Source organism: Arthrobacter sp. ATA002, assembly GCF_026898095.1.
In the GTDB taxonomy this organism is placed as follows: domain Bacteria; phylum Actinomycetota; class Actinomycetes; order Actinomycetales; family Micrococcaceae; genus Arthrobacter_B.
In genome coordinates this window covers 2,242,932-2,258,462 of record NZ_CP114015.1, presented here as the reverse complement: position 1 = coordinate 2,258,462, position 15,531 = coordinate 2,242,932, and the positions used below count along the sequence as shown (strand labels likewise).

16 protein-coding genes and 3 pseudogenes are annotated in these 15,531 nt (G+C 66.2%); 14 read left to right on the top strand and 5 right to left on the bottom strand.

Annotated features, from left to right (window positions below; translation table 11 throughout):
• The first annotated feature begins 4 nt into the window (after positions 1-4).
• The 3 genes from OL239_RS11100 to OL239_RS11090 all read left to right on the top strand — a co-directional run bounded on the left by OL239_RS11100 (position 5) and on the right by OL239_RS11090 (position 1,563).
• Entirely contained in the window at positions 5-973 is a 969-nt protein-coding gene (locus tag OL239_RS11100; protein ID WP_268908990.1) for a DUF2332 domain-containing protein, read from the top strand.
• A 48-nt stretch (positions 974-1,021) separates the two neighbouring features.
• The gene (locus tag OL239_RS11095; RefSeq protein WP_268908989.1) at positions 1,022-1,216 is read left to right on the top strand and encodes an antitoxin VbhA family protein; all 195 of its coding nucleotides are present in this window, start codon (positions 1,022-1,024) and stop codon (positions 1,214-1,216) included.
• Positions 1,217-1,338: 122 nt separating this feature from the next.
• The gene (locus tag OL239_RS11090; RefSeq protein ID WP_268908988.1) at positions 1,339-1,563 is read left to right on the top strand and encodes a hypothetical protein; all 225 of its coding nucleotides are present in this window, start codon (positions 1,339-1,341) and stop codon (positions 1,561-1,563) included.
• 26 nt (positions 1,564-1,589) lie between these two features.
• Here OL239_RS11090 and OL239_RS11085 read toward each other — a convergent pair whose 3' ends face one another.
• Together OL239_RS11085 and OL239_RS11080 are read right to left on the bottom strand one after the other, a co-directional pair.
• Positions 1,590-1,976 (bottom strand): DUF2975 domain-containing protein, encoded by a 387-nt coding sequence (locus tag OL239_RS11085; RefSeq protein ID WP_268908987.1) that lies wholly within the window; start codon positions 1,974-1,976, stop codon positions 1,590-1,592.
• 202 nt (positions 1,977-2,178) lie between these two features.
• On the bottom strand, positions 2,179-2,769 hold the full coding sequence (locus OL239_RS11080) for a TetR/AcrR family transcriptional regulator (RefSeq protein ID WP_268908986.1): 591 nt from the start codon (positions 2,767-2,769) through the stop codon (positions 2,179-2,181).
• Positions 2,770-2,818: 49 nt separating this feature from the next.
• Between OL239_RS11080 and OL239_RS11075 the strand changes: the two genes are divergently transcribed.
• The 5 genes and pseudogenes from OL239_RS11075 to OL239_RS11055 form a co-directional block, all read left to right on the top strand.
• The gene (locus OL239_RS11075) at positions 2,819-3,466 is read left to right on the top strand and encodes a CPBP family intramembrane glutamic endopeptidase (protein ID WP_268908985.1); all 648 of its coding nucleotides are present in this window, start codon (positions 2,819-2,821) and stop codon (positions 3,464-3,466) included.
• A gap of 101 nt (positions 3,467-3,567) precedes the next feature.
• Entirely contained in the window at positions 3,568-4,371 is an 804-nt protein-coding gene (locus OL239_RS11070; RefSeq protein WP_268908984.1) for a CPBP family intramembrane glutamic endopeptidase, read from the top strand.
• Between the two features lie 44 nt (positions 4,372-4,415).
• The gene (locus OL239_RS11065) at positions 4,416-6,482 is read left to right on the top strand and encodes an excinuclease ABC subunit UvrA (RefSeq protein ID WP_268908983.1); all 2,067 of its coding nucleotides are present in this window, start codon (positions 4,416-4,418) and stop codon (positions 6,480-6,482) included.
• A 40-nt stretch (positions 6,483-6,522) separates the two neighbouring features.
• A complete protein-coding gene (locus OL239_RS11060) occupies positions 6,523-6,972 on the top strand; it encodes a hypothetical protein (protein ID WP_268908982.1) in 450 nt (149 codons plus the stop codon).
• Between the two features lie 258 nt (positions 6,973-7,230).
• Positions 7,231-7,896, top strand: a pseudogene (locus OL239_RS11055) (HAD family hydrolase); the annotation flags it as partial.
• A 9-nt stretch (positions 7,897-7,905) separates the two neighbouring features.
• Here OL239_RS11055 and OL239_RS11050 read toward each other — a convergent pair.
• Positions 7,906-8,058 carry a hypothetical protein gene (locus tag OL239_RS11050; RefSeq protein ID WP_268908981.1) on the bottom strand — a complete coding sequence of 51 codons (153 nt, stop codon included), beginning with the start codon at positions 8,056-8,058 and terminating at the stop codon, positions 7,906-7,908.
• On the opposite strand from OL239_RS11050, the pseudogene OL239_RS11045 reads away from it, so the two are divergent.
• From OL239_RS11045 to OL239_RS11020, 6 genes and pseudogenes are all read left to right on the top strand, one after another.
• Positions 8,011-8,232, top strand: a pseudogene (locus OL239_RS11045) (hypothetical protein); the annotation flags it as partial. The gene OL239_RS11050 and the pseudogene OL239_RS11045 overlap by 48 nt on opposite strands.
• Positions 8,233-8,338: 106 nt before the next feature.
• Complete coding sequence (locus OL239_RS11040) at positions 8,339-10,318, top strand: hypothetical protein (RefSeq protein WP_268908980.1); 1,980 nt, start codon at positions 8,339-8,341, stop codon at positions 10,316-10,318.
• The gene (locus OL239_RS20175) at positions 10,282-10,392 is read left to right on the top strand and encodes a hypothetical protein (protein ID WP_268908979.1); all 111 of its coding nucleotides are present in this window, start codon (positions 10,282-10,284) and stop codon (positions 10,390-10,392) included. Before OL239_RS11040 ends, OL239_RS20175 begins: the two co-directional genes overlap by 37 nt.
• Before the next feature lie 438 nt (positions 10,393-10,830).
• A pseudogene (locus tag OL239_RS11030) lies at positions 10,831-12,980 on the top strand (copper-translocating P-type ATPase).
• A gap of 36 nt (positions 12,981-13,016) precedes the next feature.
• On the top strand, positions 13,017-13,460 hold the full coding sequence (locus OL239_RS11025; RefSeq protein ID WP_268908978.1) for a DUF6153 family protein: 444 nt from the start codon (positions 13,017-13,019) through the stop codon (positions 13,458-13,460).
• Positions 13,461-13,572: 112 nt separating this feature from the next.
• Complete coding sequence (locus OL239_RS11020) at positions 13,573-14,229, top strand: DUF305 domain-containing protein (protein ID WP_268908977.1); 657 nt, start codon at positions 13,573-13,575, stop codon at positions 14,227-14,229.
• Here OL239_RS11020 and OL239_RS11015 read toward each other — a convergent pair.
• Both OL239_RS11015 and OL239_RS11010 read right to left on the bottom strand, forming a co-directional pair.
• Positions 14,226-15,203, bottom strand: coding sequence for an AI-2E family transporter (locus OL239_RS11015; protein WP_268908976.1), 978 nt, complete (start codon positions 15,201-15,203; stop codon positions 14,226-14,228). The genes OL239_RS11020 and OL239_RS11015 overlap by 4 nt on opposite strands.
• 14 nt (positions 15,204-15,217) lie before the next feature.
• Complete coding sequence (locus OL239_RS11010) at positions 15,218-15,421, bottom strand: hypothetical protein (protein ID WP_268908975.1); 204 nt, start codon at positions 15,419-15,421, stop codon at positions 15,218-15,220.
• Between the last annotated feature and the right edge of the window lie 110 nt (positions 15,422-15,531).

Sequence of the window (15,531 nt, the reverse complement as noted above, 5' to 3'; positions counted from 1 at the left end):
ATCCATGAGCATTGCGACGATGTACCGGCGTTTCGCAGAGTCCGAAGCGCACGGCGTTTCCGGCATGTATGAAGAATGGGCCTGCGGTGTCGCCGAAGATTTGACGGTGCAGGCACTCCTGGGCACGCTTCCACCTGGAAAAGGGCAACCGAACCTGGTTTTTGCCGCTGCCAGGTCCCAGGGGGCACCCCTCGGAAACTACCAAGACTTCCGGAACTGGCTGCTCGGCAACTGGCAGAACGTGGATCCCGTCATCCGCACCCGGTCCACCCAGACCAACGAGGCCGGCCGCTGCGCCGTTCTCCTTTCGCAGCTTGCCGCCATTGAGGGGCCTGTCGCACTGCTTGAAGTCGGAGCTTCCGCCGGGCTCTGCCTCTACCCCGACAGATACAGCTACACCTACCGGCAAGCCGACCGGCAGATCCGGGTGGATCCTCCGCGGCCTACGGGCGTGGTGCTCGAATGCGAACTGCGCGGCGATGCTACCGCCCCGACACGGGTTCCCGAGGTGGTGTGGCGTGCCGGCATAGATTTGAACCCCCTCGATGTCACCGCGCGGGAAGACCTGCAGTGGCTGGAGGCCCTGATCTGGCCTGAACACGAAGTGCGGCGTCAACGCCTCCGGACAGCCGCGGCTGTGGTGGCCGCGGACCCTCCGCGGCTAGTAGCCGGTGACCTGAACCGGGAGATCGGCCGGCTGGCACGCCAGGCACCTCCGGAGGCCACCCTGGTCATCTTTCACAGCGCAGTACTCACCTACCTCACCCCCGGGGAGCGGCAGGAATTTGTGGACCAGGTGAGTGCCCTCGACTGCATCTGGCTGAGCAACGAGGGCCAGCAGGTCCTGCCCGGGATTGCCGCGCGGATGCCCCGCGCGGCAACGGTGCCGGACGGGGCCTTCGTCCTGGCGGCCAACGGCCATCCAGTCGCCTTCACCGGTCCGCACGGTCAATACATTCATTCGCTAAGCTAACTGCCGTAGAGAGAATAGCTGCAGAGGATTTCGACGAGAGGGCGGGTTATGGGCAGCTCCACTGTCGACGCGGCTGCACGGGCTAAGCGTGAGCGCCTTGTTGAAGAGGCAATCCACACCGGTGCGATGGAAGGGCTGCAGGTCACACCCGCGACCCGCGCCGATGCCCAGGCCTACATCGAAGGCAGGATCGACTCTGACGAGCTGGTAGCCCGCATCCGTGCCCGCTATCGCCCCGGCTGAATCCTTCGCAGCAGTGTCGCACACGAGTTTCTCACCTATCGAAAGGGACCCAGATGACCGATCACGAGGGATGGTCCGACGCGCCGCCTGTTGCTCCGCGATGGGTCCGAATGGTTGCGTACATGAAACCTGTCATCGGCGTGATCGTCATCGCGTTCGCCGTTGTTCTTCCCGGACAACTGTTCTTTGGGAACTCGGGCTGGACCGATGCTCAGAACCTGAACCGGACGCTCGTTTTGTCCATTCTTGGCGGTCTTGCGGTTATCGTTTGGCTGCTCGGTAAAACGCCCACCGTCAAGCGCTACGTATCGCTTCACAACAACGACGGCGATCCTCCCGCGCACTAGCGGCACCCGCGCCGTCGTCAGCGTTCCTAACGGACTTTACTGCCCCGGATACTCTGCACCAGCCGTGCGCGCCAGACCATCAGACCCAGAACGGCTGCCGCTCCGAGGAACATCCCCGCCATCAGGCCCAGTCCCACAACCGGGCCGCCTCCTCCGGTCTGCGGGTCCCGGGCCAGGACCGCAGCCACGGCAGCCAGTATTCCGGTGCCGGCAACCAGCGCGAGGATTAGGCCGTCCGTCCAGCGTAGGGTTCGCCTGGTGGGGGAGGCACCGCGGCCGGCACCCGAAACCAATTGCCAGATACACAGCAGGGCCGCCTGGCCGCACGCGATGGCCAGTACCGCCAGTACGGTCAGGGAGTTTGCAGGTAGGCGACCTCCGGAAACCGGGACGCCGCGTCTGCTGCAAGCCACGGGATTACCACCGCCTGCAGCGCCACCGCGACGGCGAAGAACGCACTAAGGAGGATTCGTACTTCTGCGGCTGCCCCTGAACGCACTTAATCCTCCGTACTATCGATAACCGATGTAAAAACATCGTTGGCCGATGCTCCCACAGCCGCATGAAGGGCACAAGAGGTGGATAAGCCGGTGCGGTCCTTCGCTGCGTCGGAGGTTACGCTCCGCTCCGGGTGGCGTCCTGCGCAAAATCCTGCCTCAGCCGCCCGAGGTAGGAATCGAGGGCGACGGTGATGGCTTCGGAATCAAAGGCCTGTGGGTCCGCGACGGCGTTAAGTGTGAGTCCGTCCGTAAAGGCCCGCAGAGCTTTGCTTTCGGTGGCAGTGGATTCCCGGCAGCCGAGCTGTGCGACGGTAACGGTGCAGAGGTGATCGAGGTCCGCGTTCACCTCATCCAGGACGGCTTGTACGACCGGTGACTTGGAAGCCGTCATCGCCGACAGCCATACGGCTGCCTCGCGGCGGCGCAGGTCATCCAAAGGCAGCGCTTCCAGCCATGCCTGCCTCACGTCCCAGTCCTTCAGGGGCGGGGGTAGCCGCGCAGCCTGGGACTCGCGCATCGTCCGCAGCGTGAAGGCGAGCATCTCTTCACTGGACGGGAAATAGTGCCGGACTGCGGACGGGCTGACGTTCAGGTCACCGGCCACGTTGCGCACACTCACGCTTCCGAATCCCGCAGTCTCGATGCGGCGGATAATCGCGTCCACGATTTCGCGCCTGCGGGCGTCGTGGTCAACAATCTTGGGCATTCCGGGCTCCTCATGGTTATAGTACAACTGTACTGCGAAAGGGGCGGGGATGCGTCAGGGACAACTGACCGGCTTAATTATGGCCGGGACCATTGCGGGCATGTCGATTCCCTTAGGTACGTGGTTCCTGAGTGATCCGGACCGTTTCGTAGGCGACCTCATGGGATTTAGCGGTGCCCTTACGGAGATCCCCGTCGGATGGATCCTGGCACTCACGGTCGCCGCAGGCTACGTCGTGTATACGTTTTGGGCGGTGCCCTTCGTACGCCAAACGGCTTTTGAGTTCTCCGGGTTGAAGCTCCTTGCCGTACCGCTGGCCATTGTGACGGGGGTCTTCGAGGAGCTCGTCTTCCGAAAACTGCTGATGGACTGGCTGGAGGGCCACGGTGCTGCCTGGTGGCTGCAGCTAACGGCGACCGCTGTTCTGTTCGGCGTTGCCCATTCACTCTGGGGCGCCTTCTCGCGCGACCTGTCGATCATCCTGCCCGTAGCCCTGTCCACTGCTGCCCTCGGTGCCGCCCTGGGATGCGTCTACCTCTTCAGTGACCGCCACATCCTGCCCGCGATCCTGGCCCACACCGTGATCAACCTGATCATCGAACCGGCGCTGCTGCGAAGCTCGCTGACCGGCCAGTGGAACGGCGCCAAGGACGGGCCCGGCGCCGATGAACGTCCCAGGGTCGCCGAAACAAGCTGAAGGGTAATCCGGTCTGGTCCTGCTGCGGAAGTCATGGCCGAAAGGTACCCTGTGCATGATCGCCGCTGGGCGAATCGTTTAAGTCGTAGATCGGGCGTCCCATGTCAGGGCCAACATCCTTTACTGCATCCAGTTCATCGTCCAGGCAACCGCGGTCCCGCTTCGGCCGGCTGATCGAGGGCCGCGATGGCCGGGATTTTCCGTATTACAACGGTGATCCCGTCGAAGTCGCTGCGTGGAAATGGTGGGTCATCATCGCTGCGTGCGCGGCGGGGTTCGCTGCCCTGACTCTGATTCCGGCACCGGACAATGTGGCCGGGATGATCCCGCGGATCCTGTTTACCGGAATCCCGCTGACGGTTTTTATCGCCCTTACCGGCCGGTACTGGACGGCATTGTTTCACCGTCTCTCCGGCCGCGACGTGCTGGACATGGTGGTCTTCTGGGTGCTGAACCTCGCCGTCAGCGCCGTGATGGGCGTGATCGTGCTGAGGATCTTCGGAGCGACGGCCAATCCGGCTGCTGACGGCGTTCTCGATGCCGGCGCAGTTGACCTGGTGTTCTTCTACCTGGGAACGGGTATTCAGCTGTTTGGTGAGGAACTTTTCACGATCCTGCCGTTTCTGGCCGTCATGTATCTTCTGCACGCCAAGGCCGGAGTATCCCGCAGGGTAGCGGTCCTGCTGGCGTGGCTGATCACCGCCGTCTGGTTCGGTGCCGCGCACCTGCCCACTTATGGGTGGAACTTCGCGCAGGCATTCCTCATCATTGGATCCGCCCGGCTGGTCCTCACCTTGGCTTACATCAGGACGAAGAACATCATGGTCTCAACCGGCGCGCACATTCTCAACGACTGGTCGTCCTTTACCTTCACGCTGGCCGCGGCCGCCGCGATGAACAACTGAGTCTCACCTTCACGTGGCCAAGACCTCCGGAAGGCGGCAACGAGATGGCTTCACCTGCAGAGGGGCCGGGCACCATCGAGGTGCGCGGCGCGCGGGTGCACAACCTCAGGAACGTCAACGTGTCCGTTCCGCTGGGGCAGCTGGTGTCCGTTGCCGGGGTGTCCGGGTCGGGAAAGTCTTCGCTGGCGCTCGGCGTGCTGTATGCGGAAGGGTCCAGAAGGTATCTGGAGGCGCTCTCTGCCTACACGCGGCGCCGGCTGACCCAGGCGGCACGGCCGCTGGTGGACAGCATTGAGCATGTGCCGGCGGCCCTGGCCCTGCGGCAGCGGCCCCCGGTGCCCGGCGTGCGCAGCACCTTCGGCACCTCCACGGAACTGCTGAACAGCCTGCGGCTGGTTTTCTCGCGTCTTGGCGGCCATGAATGTCCCAACGGACACCGCCTGGCGCCGACCATCGACGTCGCACTCGATCAACACCTGACCTGCCCGGTGTGCGGAGCCGTGTTTCCGCCGCCCAGCGCCGAGTCCTTCTCATTTAACAGTGCGGGGGCGTGCCCCACCTGCGCGGGCACGGGGACGGTGCGCGACGTCGACGACGGCACCTTGGTTCCCGACGAATCGCTGAGCATCGATGAGGGTGCCGTGACGCCGTGGTCGCTGTTTGGGCTGGCGGGCAACTCCCAGGCGGCAGCGGAAATGGGAGTGCGTACCGATGTGCCGTTCCGGGACCTGGATGAGAGGGAACGGACGATCGTGTTTCACGGGCCTCCGGAGAAACGGCGCATCCTGTATCCGGCGAAGAACGGAAAGCTCTTTGAACTGAACATGACGTACCGCAACGCCCACGACGCCGTTGAGCAGGCGCTGCGAAAGGCCGAAACCGAGAAGGGCCTGCGCCGCATCGACCGCTTCCTCAGCGTGCAGACCTGTCCCGACTGCCACGGCACCCGGCTGAGCGCACGGGCGCGTTCGACACTGGTGGATGGGATCAGCCTGGCCTCCGCCACGGCGAAAAGCCTGGACGAGGTGACGGCATGGGCGGCAACCATTCCGGCGACGATGCCGCCGGCCATGACAGCGATGGCCCGGAGCATCGTGACCCAGCTGGTCGACGCCGCCCAGCTGCTGATCCGGCTGGGGCTGGGCTATCTCACCCTGGACCGCGCCTCCGCAACACTCTCGACCGGCGAACGCCAGCGGGTGCAGCTCTCCCGGTCGGTCCGCAGCCGCACCACCGGAGTGCTCTATGTGCTCGATGAACCCTCCATCGGGCTGCACCCCTCCAACATTGACGGGCTGCTGGCGGTGGTGCGCACCCTGCTGGCGGACAGGAATTCCGTGGTCATTGTGGACCATGACGTCCAGTTGCTGAGGGAAGCGGACTGGCTGATCGAAATCGGTCCGGGGTCCGGTGCCCGGGGCGGTGAAGTGGTGGTCTCCGCGCCCCTTGCGGCGGCGGTGGAAGCGCCGCAGTCACGGATCGCCGGGTTCATCACCGGTGCCGAGAAAATTCGGGTCCGCACCCCGCCCGCGCCCGGCGACACGTTCAGCCGCGGGCATCTTCAGCTTGCCACCCGGCCCCTCCACACCGTCCAGGCCCTCGACGTGGACGTTCCCCAGGGCCGGCTGGTGCTGGTCACCGGGGTGTCCGGATCCGGGAAGACGACCATGGTGCTGGAGAGCCTGGTTCCTGCCCTGATCGCGAAGCTCAAGGGCGAGGCGCTGCCCGCGCATGTCGCCTCGTTGAAGGCGGCCGGCATCGACCGGGTCAGCATGGTGGATGCGACGCCGGTGGGCACCAACGTGCGCTCCACCGTCGCCACGTACAGCGGCGCGTTCGACGACCTGCGCCGCGCCTACGCGCAGACCCCGGAGGCAAAGGCGCGCGGTCTGAAAGCGGGGACTTCTCCTACAACACCGGCTCCCTGCGCTGTCCCGCCTGCGACGGGACCGGCCAGATCTCCCTCGACGTGCAGTTCCTGCCGGACGTGGACATCGTCTGCCCCGACTGCAACGGCAGCCGGTACGCACCGGCGGCGGACGGGATCCGCCGCCGTCCGCGGCACAGGGCACGGATCCAGCCAGGGGAGGAGACCGGGAAACCCGCGATGAAGATGCCGGACTCACCCTGCCCGAGCTGCTGGCCCTGACTGTGGAACGCGCCGCCGAAGCCACCGCGGACCTGAAGAAGGTCGCGGCCCGGCTGCGCATGCTCGCCGACCTGGGGCTGGGCTACCTCACCCTCGGCGAGGCGACCACGGCGCTTTCCGGCGGCGAAGCCCAGCGCCTGAAACTGGCTCCGGACCTGGAACGCGACCAGCACGGAACCGTGTTTGTCCTCGACGAACCCACCATCGGCCTGCATCCGCTGGACGTGCAGGTCCTGCTGACCGTGCTGCAGGGACTCATTGATCGGGGCGGCACGGTGATCGCCATCGACCATGACCTGGACCTGATCACGAATGCCGACTACGTGATCGACTTCGGTCCCGGCGGGGGAGAGGACGGCGGCAGAATCATCGCCGCGGGCACCCCGGCGGAGGTCGCCGCCAATCCGGCCAGCATCACCGGCCGGTTCCTGCGGCCCCTGATTGATAGCTGAACGCAGCGAACGCTGATAGGCGGCTGAACGCACCGGACGCAATCTGTCTGCAAAAGCCCGTCCAGGTCCGCCAGCCTGTCCGGGCAATGTCCGCGCCGCTAGAGTGAACGGAGAAACCGAGCACGGCCCTGTTGCCCTAAAGAGGGAGGAACATGCGCATGTGGCAGGTTGATTATCCGGGCACTGAGGAACTGCCGGCCCGTGTTCTCGCCGGCGGTTCAGGCCGGGCCGCCCTCCGGCTCAGTTCTGCGCCGGCCGATGCCCGCTGATCCGCAGCCGGGCGGCGGAACCCCGGATCCACCGCCCGGTCCCGGAGCACCCGCGGCCCTGTCAACGCCGGCTGCAGTAACACCTTTGCGCTATCAGGCCGTGATCTTTGACCTGGACGGGGTCGTCACGGACACAGCCTCTGTGCACCGTGCGGCATGGAAGGCACTCTTCGACGCGGTTCTTGCCGATGAGAGGGCGGCATCAGCCTCGGGGGGACCCTTTCAGGACAGTGACTACTTCGCCTATGTTGACGGGTGCCCGCGGGAACAGGGCGTCCAAAGCTTCCTCCACTCCCGCGGCGTGGACCTTCCGCTGGGGGAGCCCGACGATGCTGCCTGGTCCTGGACCGCCTACGGCCTGGGGTCGGCCAAAAACACCCTGTTCCTGGCCGCGCTTGAGAAGGATGGAGTTCATGCCTTCCCCGGAACGGTGGGTCTGCTGGAGCGGCTGCGAAAAGACAGGGTCCCGGTTGCCCTGGTCACGGCCAGCCGCAACGCCCAGTCCGTTCTCGAGGCGGCAGGGCTGGATGGAAGGTTCGACGCCGTCGTCGACGGTTCCGTTGCCGCGGACCTGCATCTGGCCGGAAAACCGGATCCCGCGACTTTCCTCGAAGCCGCACACCGGCTCGGCGTCAGCCCGTCGCAGGCGGTCGTGATTGAAGACTCAAGCGCAGGCGTGGCGGCTGCACGCAGCGGAGGTTTCGGACTGGTGGTCGGCATCGACCGGGCCAAGCAGCGCACGCAGCTGGAAGCCGCTGGAGCGGACCTGGTGCTTCGGGACCCCGGAGAGCTGGACATCGGCCTTGTCCTTTCCCATCCCTGGCAGCTGATCTACGACGGTTTCGATCCCTGGCACGAGGGGCACAGGGAGGCGCTGACGACGGTCGGCAACGGCCGGATGGCCACCCGGGGAACCGCTCCTGAAGCCCGGGCCGACACCATCCATTATCCCGGAACCTATGCGGCGGGCATCTTCAACCGCGTCCCGGAGGCCGTCGACGGCGAGACGGCGGAGAACGAACACATGGTGAATTTGCCGAACTGGCTTCCCTGGACCTGCGGTTCGGCTCCGGGGATGGTGGTCCGAAGGCGGACTGATGCTGCGCCGGGAGCACCGGACACTGGACCTGCAGCGGGCGATCCTGATCCGCCGGGTCCTGCTGGAGGACGGGCACGGACGGCAGCTCGACGTTGTCCAGCAGCGCATCGTATCAATGGCTTCTCCCGCGCTCGCCGTCCTGGAGGCCACGGTGACCGCCCGGGGCTGGGACGGGCCGGTGGAGATCAGGACAGGGATCGATCACGAGATCCGCAACGCGAACGTCGCCGAGGACGCCGCTCTGGGAAACCGTCACCTCAACACCCTTGCCGTGGATCTGCAGGGCGACACGGAGAGCGTCGAAACGGAGACCACGCAAAGCCAAGTCCGCATCGCTGTTGCCGTGCGCGTCACCTTCAGCGGCGGCACCGAGGTGGACAGCAGCCCTGTCCCCAGGGCCTCCCGCCCGGCGGCGGACTCCTCCCGGTGGATACAGCACCACCGCGGGAATCTGCGCGACGGTCAGCCGCTGCGTGTCCTCAAGACCGCCGTCGTCGTCACCTCGCACGACCGGGCCATTTCGACGCCGGCCACCGGGGCGCGCGCCGTGCTGGCCCGCACCCCGGGGAACTTTACCGCGGTCCTTGCCGACCACGAGGCCGCCTGGCGCAGGCTGCTGCACTTATTCAGCTGCGACCTGCACGCAGACGGCCAGACGCAGCTGGTGCTGAACCTGCATGTTTTCCACCTGCTGCAGGTCCTCACCCCGCACACGGAAGAACTGGATGTGGGTGTGCCGGCCCGCGGACTGCACGGAGAAGGCTACCGAGGACATATCTTTTGGGATGACCTGTTTGTGCTGCCGCTGGTCACCTCGCGGCTGCCCTCCATCACACGGTCGGTGCTGAATTACCGGTGGCGCCGCCTGGACGCAGCCCGGGACGCGGCCCGCGCCGCCGGCCTGGCCGGCGCGCTGTTCCCCTGGCGCAGCGGCAGCGACGGAACCGAGGAAACACCCCGGTGGCTCTACAACAAATTCTCCCAAAAATGGATGCGCGACAATTCCCGGCTTCAGCGCCACGGCAGCCTCGCCGTCGCGTACAACGTCTGGCAGTATTTCCAGGCCACGGAGGACCGGGAATGGCTGATCAGCCGCGGAGCGGAGATCATCGTGGAGGTGGCCCGGATGATCGCCTCCATGGCCGAGCCGGGGGAGGACGGCCGGCTCCATCTGCGCGGCGTGGTGGGGCCGGACGAGTATCACGACGGTTATCCGGAGCACCCCGGAACCGGAGTGGACGACAACGCCTACACCAACATCATGGCGGCCTGGGTATGTGCCCTTCCAGACCTGATCCTCAAGGAGCTGCACGGACAGGACAGCAAGTATGTGCGGAAGAAGCTCGGTGTAACCCAGGCTGAGCTGGCGTTTTGGAAAGAGCTGGGCGGGCGGCTCCATGTTCCGTTCCATGACGGCATCATCAGCCAGTTCGAGGGGTACGGCCGGCTCAAGGAGCTGGACTGGGACCATTACCGGCGGCGCTACGGCAACATCGAACGGTTGGACCTCATCCTTGCTTCCGAGGGGGACAGCACCAACTGCTACAAGCTCTCCAAGCAGGCCGATGTGCTGATGCTGCTCTATGTCTTGGGCGAGGACGACCTGGTGCGTCTGCTGCGCCGGATGGATTACGACGTCGGCCCGGAACAGATCCGGGCGATGATGGACTACTACCTGTCACGGACCATCCATGGATCCACGCTGAGCCGGGTCGCCCATGCCTCCGTCCTTTCCGCCTCCGACCCGGAACGGGCCTGGGACACGTTCCGGGATGCCCTCGATGCCGACCTGGACGATACCCAAGGCGGAACGACCCGAACAGGAGTGCACCTGGGAGCCATGGCCGGAACCATCGACGTCGTGCAGCGCAGTTTCGCCGGGCTGCGGATGGAGTCAGGGGACCTGGTTTTACCCCCCGGCTGCCCTCCGGGCTGCGGAGAGTGTCCTTCCGGGTCCGGTACCGCGGGGTGCTGCTGACCGTATCGTTGGAACGCACCGTCCTGCGGGTGTCCGCCGCACCGGGCGGCCTCCCCCGGTCCGGATCCGGGTAGGGAATGCCCTGTTCCAGCTCAGTCCCGGCGGCACCGTGGACGTGCCCCTGGAGCCCGTCGGAGCACCGGCGTAAGAAGTGCAGCGAGGGCAATGTCGTTCCGGGCGCTGACGCCGTCGGGCAGTACTTCCACATACGGTTATGGAGGGGGCCGGGAAGTTGACTTATACCCCCTAGGGGTATAACTTCACAGTACCGGAAGATCGCGTCCGATCATCGAATCGCTACGCCTTGAAGGTCCGCACCTCATGTGCAGCCGGGACCACCTGCCGGCCGGCCTGCGCCGCCCTCCGTGGAACCGTCCCGGGCAGACCCCATTTCAATGGCATGTCCCCGCTGTTTCTGCCGCCGCCCTAAGAGGCCGGGCGTCCCTGACGCCCGCAACGCTGAGATGCAGGCGACGCAGCGCGTTGATACCCAATCCGGAGGGAGACCGGTTATGACACCCGAAGCAGAAGAGCACCGCAGCGATAAGGCGGCCGGGCAGGCAGGCAGCGGTCCCGCAACCGAAGCCGACACTGATACACACGGCCAGGCCATGCCCGCCGGGCACGCCCATTCAGCCGTTGAGGACGAACACACCGTCCACCAGCACGGCCAGCACGCCGGGCACAGCACCGCGATGTTCAGGAGCAGGTTCTGGTTCAGCCTGGCCCTGTCCGTTCCCGTGGTCTTCTTCAGCCCGATGTTTGCCCATCTGCTCGGCTACCGGATCCCTGAGTTCCCCGGCGCGGCGTGGATACCGCCGGTTCTGGGAACCGTCATCTTCTTTTACGGCGGAACACCGTTCCTCAAGGGCGGCTGGACTGAACTGCGCAGCCGCCAACCGGGCATGATGCTGCTGATCACCATGGCCATCTCGGTAGCCTTCATCGCTTCCTGGATCACCACCCTGGGCATCGGCGGGTTCAACCTGGACTTCTGGTGGGAGCTGGCCCTGCTGGTGGTCATCATGCTGCTGGGCCACTGGATTGAGATGCGTGCCCTCGGCTCCGCCCGGGGAGCGCTGGACGCCCTGGCCGAGCTGCTGCCTGACGACGCCGAGCGGGTTACCGGCAGCGGTACGGAGACGGTTCGGATTGCCGACCTGTCCGTGGGGGACGTGGTACTGGTCCGCTCGGGCGGGCGCCTGCCCGCCGACGGAACCATCACGGAGGGCCAGGCCGACGTCGACGAATCCATGATTACCGGTGAATCCCGGGCCGTCCCGCGCGGACCCGGGGACGACGTCGTGGCGGGCACCATCGCCACCGACGGTTCGCTGCGGGTCCGGCTCACTGCCGTGGGGTCCGATACCGCCCTGGCCGGAATCCAGCGGCTGGTCTCCGAAGCGCAGGCCTCCTCCTCCCGGGCGCAGGCCCTGGCGGACAAGGCCGCCGCCCTGCTCTTCTACTTCGCCCTCGGCTCGGGCATCATCACGTTCATAGCCTGGCTGCTGCTGGGCAGCCCGGACGAAGCGGTCATCCGCACGGTCACCGTTCTGGTCATCGCCTGCCCGCACGCGCTGGGCCTGGCAATCCCGCTGGTCATCGCGATCTCCACCGAGCAGGCAGCCCGGGCCGGGGTACTGATCAAGAACCGGATCGCGTTGGAGCGCATGCGGACCGTCAACGTTGTGCTCTTCGACAAGACCGGCACCCTCACCAAGGGCCAGCCCGCGCTGACCGATGCCGCCGCCGTCGCCGGTGCCGACACCAACGAGGTGCTCGCCCTGGCCGCCGCCGTCGAAGCCGACAGCGAGCATCCCTCCGCCCGGGCTATCGTCCGGGCGGCAGCCGAGCGCGGCCTGCAGGTGCCCCGGCCGCCGGCTTCCGGTCGCTGACCGGGCGCGGCGTACTGGCCGACGTCGACGGTGTCGAGACCGCGGTGGGCGGACCAAACCTGCTCGACGCCGAGCAGCTGCAGGTGCCGCCGGAGCTCGCGGAGCAGACCCGTCCCTGGGCGGAGCGCGGCGCGTCCGTGCTGCACATTGTGCGTGGCCACCGGATTATCGGAGCGGTTGCTGTCGAGGACGAAGTCCGCCCCGAGTCCCGGCAGGCCGTCGCAGCGCTGCAGGAGCGCGGGATCCGGGTGGCCATGATCACCGGCGACGCGCAGCAGGTCGCGGACGCGGTGGCCGCCGAGCTGGGTATCGACGAGGTCTTCGCCCAGGTGCTGCCGCAGGACAAGGACAAAAAGGTCGCAGAGCTGCAGTCCCGCGGTTTGAAGGTGGCCATGGTCGGCGACGGGGTGAACGATTCCCCGGCCCTGGCCCGGGCCGAGGTGGGCATTGCCATCGGCGCCGGCACGGATGTGGCCGTGGAATCGGCCGGCGTGGTCCTGGCCGGCAATGATCCCCGCGCGGTGGTCTCCATGGTGGAACTCTCACGGGCCAGTTACCGCAAGATGATGCAGAACCTGGTCTGGGCAACCGGCTACAACGTTATTGCCGTTCCCCTGGCCGCGGGTGTGCTGGCCTTCGCCGGCGTCGCCATTTCCCCGGCAGTCGCAGCCATCCTGATGTCCGTGTCCACGGTTGTTGTGGCCGCCAACGCCCAGCTTCTGCGCCGCGTCCGCCTGGACCCGGCGGCGGTGCTGGCACAGTCCTAGTTTCCGCAGTAACCAGAGCAGGGAAGGGAGGAAAGTATGCGTTACGGACGCAACCCGGTGCACCTTCTGCGCTTCCCTGCACCCGCTGCAGTATTCCTGGGTCTGGTTGCCGTCATTGCCGGAATCCTCGGGATGCACATGGTCAGTGCCACCCACCATGAACCGGCATCCGCCGTAGCGGCCTTTGACGCTGCCGGGGCGGCGTCCGCAGGGCATAATCCCGCCGCCGCTCCGGGCCTGAGTGTGCAATCGGCGGCCGACGGCGGGGCGCCGCATGGCTGTGCCGAGCCGTGCAGTCAGGACCAGGGGCATGCGGGCAGTATCTGCACGCTCATGATCTTTCTGCTTCTCCTGCTCGTGATGCCCAAAGTGCTGTCCCTGCGCAGGCGTTCGCCCTGCGGGCTGCGCCGGGGCAGGCCGGCCCCGGTGGCGGTTCCGCGGGCGCCGTCCCTCCTTGAGCTCTGCATCAGCCGCACGTAAAAGCGCTCGAGCCCGCCGCGCCGAGCTGCGGCGGCCTCCGGTGTGCCCGCATGCCGGCCGGCACCGGAGTAAGTGACCCCCAAATACAGAGCCTCCCGAAGGAAAAACTAAAGTGAAGCGTTCATCAGCAATTTCAGCAACCACCCTGGCCGCCGTCGTCTTCCTGGCCTCCTGCGGCACGGATACCGGCACGGACGCCGGCTCCGACGCCGGCACGGATACCGGCACGGAGCAGGCCGGAGGCACGCCCGGCATGGGTCACGGACGCATGTCGCATGGGCCGTCCGCCGGCGCTGGCGCCGGGCACAGCAACAGCGGGCACAACAGTGCAGACACGATGTTTGCCCAGATGATGATTGTTCACCATCAGCAGGCAATGGAGATGAGCGACATCGTCCTGGCCAAGGACGGGCTGGATCCGGAAATTGTTCAGCTGGCCGAAAACATCAAGGCAGCCCAGGCTCCGGAGATCGAGACCATGAACACCTGGCTGCGGAATTGGGGCGAGCCCGCCCATGTGTCCGGAGAAATGCCCATGGATGGAATGGTCAACCCCGAGGGCTTGGCACAACTCCAAGCAGCGCAGGGAGCCGAGGCCGCCCGGCTGTTCCTGATCCAGATGATCGCCCACCATGAGGGCGCCATCGCCATGGCGGAAGAGGAAGTATCGAACGGGTCCGCACCTGAGGCTGTTGAGCTGGCACGTTCGGTAATCTCCGAACAGGAAGCGGAGATCACCGACATGGACGGCCTGTTGGCTGCCCTCTAACCCCGGGCTTTCCAAGCGGTGCCACCGCAACAATCCGTACACCGGCGGCACCGCCGCAACCCGTCTCCGAGAATGTCTGCGCGCCGCCCACCCCGGAGGTCAATGCGGCTTGCCGGGTTCACCGGGGAGTCCGCGGCGTCCTCCGGGGCGTCATCGCCGCTGATCCACTGCGCGAAGCGCGCGCCGGGATCCCCGCCGATGATCAGGAAGCGGGCGAAGAGGGTGAGCGGCACGGCCAGGAGCGACCCAACCGCGCCGAGCAGGGTGGTCCAGAGAACCACGGAGAAGAAGGTCAGCGTGACGCTCAGCCGAACTGTTTCCCCCACGAACCGGGGCTGGATCAGTACTTGGAGGGTGACGTTGACGACGCAGTAAATGGCCAGCACCAGCAGCCCCAACCCCCAGCCCCCGACCGCGACTGCGAGCACGAAGGGGGGAACCAGGCCGAGGACGAAACCGATGTTGGGGATGTAGTTGGTGACGAACGCGAGCACCGCCCAGACGAAGGGACCGGGTACGCCCAGGGCCCAGAGGGCGAGTCCGTCAATCACCGCGACGATCAGCCCGAAGATCGTGTTGACGAGAAAGTACCGGTTGGTTCCGGCGGTGAACCGATGGAAGGCCTGCAGCCGCCGGCCGCTCCCCGCCGCGAGCTTGGCCGGCGGGTTCTGCCACCGGGCGGCATCCATTCCAAGGAACATCGCGTAGGCGAAGACAAAAAAGACGGCCGTACCCAAACCCAGCAGTTGCGTGCCGGCATTAAAAACGGTCGTCAGAAGCGCAGACGGCTGGATCGCCCCGGCAACCTCGTCCATCGACACGGTGTTGAATCCGAGGCTTTGGAAAAACGACTCCAGCGTCTCCGCGCTCTGTTCCAGCTGGCCTCCGTAGGAGGCAAGGATGCGCCCGAATTGCCCCAGGGCCAGGAGAACCAGCACGGCCAGCACCACCAGGATTCCCCACGCGATGGCCACGACGGCGAGCGTGCCTACCCAGCTTGGGCGCCGCGCCGGTCCAGCGGCCGCCGTGCGGGCAGGGCAATAATGACCAGCGCTGCGGCCAGCACCAGCGGTCCGAGGATCGATTGGCCTGCCCATACCGTCCAGCAGGCACCACCGACAGCCGCTAGGGTCAGCAGAACCCGTGTTGGCCTGGCAAGTCCGGCAGGCCCGGATGGCTCGTGAACGCTCATGCGGCCTCGCAGTTGTCAGGGAACGACAGAGTTGTCTGGGAACGACGGCGCTGAAGTCCGGGATGCGCTGTTTCCTTCCCATCGGCCCCCACCACCTGAGGTTGCCGGAC

Bases quoted from the DNA above. Each gene is read 5' to 3' on its own strand.
- OL239_RS11100 (WP_268908990.1), top strand. From the start codon at position 5: ATGAGCATTGCGACGATGTACCGGCGTTTCGCAGAGTCCGAAGCGCAC.
- OL239_RS11095 (WP_268908989.1), top strand. From the start codon at position 1,022: ATGGGCAGCTCCACTGTCGACGCGGCTGCACGGGCTAAGCGTGAGCGC.
- OL239_RS11090 (WP_268908988.1), top strand. From the start codon at position 1,339: ATGAAACCTGTCATCGGCGTGATCGTCATCGCGTTCGCCGTTGTTCTT.
- OL239_RS11080 (WP_268908986.1), bottom strand. From the start codon at position 2,769: ATGCCCAAGATTGTTGACCACGACGCCCGCAGGCGCGAAATCGTGGAC.
- OL239_RS11075 (WP_268908985.1), top strand. From the start codon at position 2,819: ATGCGTCAGGGACAACTGACCGGCTTAATTATGGCCGGGACCATTGCG.
- OL239_RS11070 (WP_268908984.1), top strand. From the start codon at position 3,568: ATGTCAGGGCCAACATCCTTTACTGCATCCAGTTCATCGTCCAGGCAA.
- OL239_RS11065 (WP_268908983.1), top strand. From the start codon at position 4,416: ATGGCTTCACCTGCAGAGGGGCCGGGCACCATCGAGGTGCGCGGCGCG.
- OL239_RS11050 (WP_268908981.1), bottom strand. From the start codon at position 8,058: ATGGGAAAGGACAAGGCCGATGTCCAGCTCTCCGGGGTCCCGAAGCAC.
- OL239_RS11040 (WP_268908980.1), top strand. From the start codon at position 8,339: ATGCTGCGCCGGGAGCACCGGACACTGGACCTGCAGCGGGCGATCCTG.
- OL239_RS11025 (WP_268908978.1), top strand. From the start codon at position 13,017: ATGCGTTACGGACGCAACCCGGTGCACCTTCTGCGCTTCCCTGCACCC.
- OL239_RS11010 (WP_268908975.1), bottom strand. From the start codon at position 15,421: ATGAGCGTTCACGAGCCATCCGGGCCTGCCGGACTTGCCAGGCCAACA.